Here is a 489-nt window from a genome sequence, read left to right as displayed (position 1 = left end):
CTCATAACATTTCGTTTGTGAGTGCTAATGGTTTTCTCACTTAGATTCAGCAAAAGAGAAGCAGTCTTAGTGGTAATCCCATCATAAAAAAATTTGCAAATTTTTATTTGAGTTGACGTTAATTTAATCACCCCACGATCATTATAGATAACATCATGCCCGTGACCATGCTTTAGCATATTGGCGATTATACATTCAACTTTACGGCTTAATTGATTAATGCTGTCATTCCTAAAAATTACAACTTCCGAAGCCAGTTCTTTTGCCATATGTTTTTTGTCTCTAATTTTAAGAGTAACGCTGGCATTCTCACAAAAGGATATAGCGATAAAGCCATCATCAGTTTCATTGTCAAGGCTCGTAGTCTTAACCAATAAACAAACTTTAAGGTGGCTCTTAAATAAATGATACAACCCATACGAAAAAAAATTATTGTGGTCAGATATAGTTATCATGCAGCGCATAAAAATGTACTCTTTACTTGAGTTA

At 33.7% G+C, this 489-nt stretch carries 1 protein-coding gene; it reads right to left on the bottom strand.

The window, feature by feature from the left end; translation table 11 throughout:
* Window positions 1-374 (bottom strand): helix-turn-helix transcriptional regulator (locus tag V2A85_RS24420; RefSeq protein WP_420072652.1); only part of this gene is annotated, 374 nt, incomplete at its 3' end.
* Window positions 375-489 lie beyond the last annotated feature (115 nt).

It is taken from the genome of Yersinia sp. 1252 StPb PI (assembly GCF_048593885.1).
GTDB classification, from domain to species: Bacteria; Pseudomonadota; Gammaproteobacteria; order Enterobacterales; family Enterobacteriaceae; genus Yersinia; species Yersinia enterocolitica_E.
The sequence above is the reverse complement of the archived record's forward strand: the minus strand, read 5'-3'. Positions and strand labels throughout refer to the sequence as shown.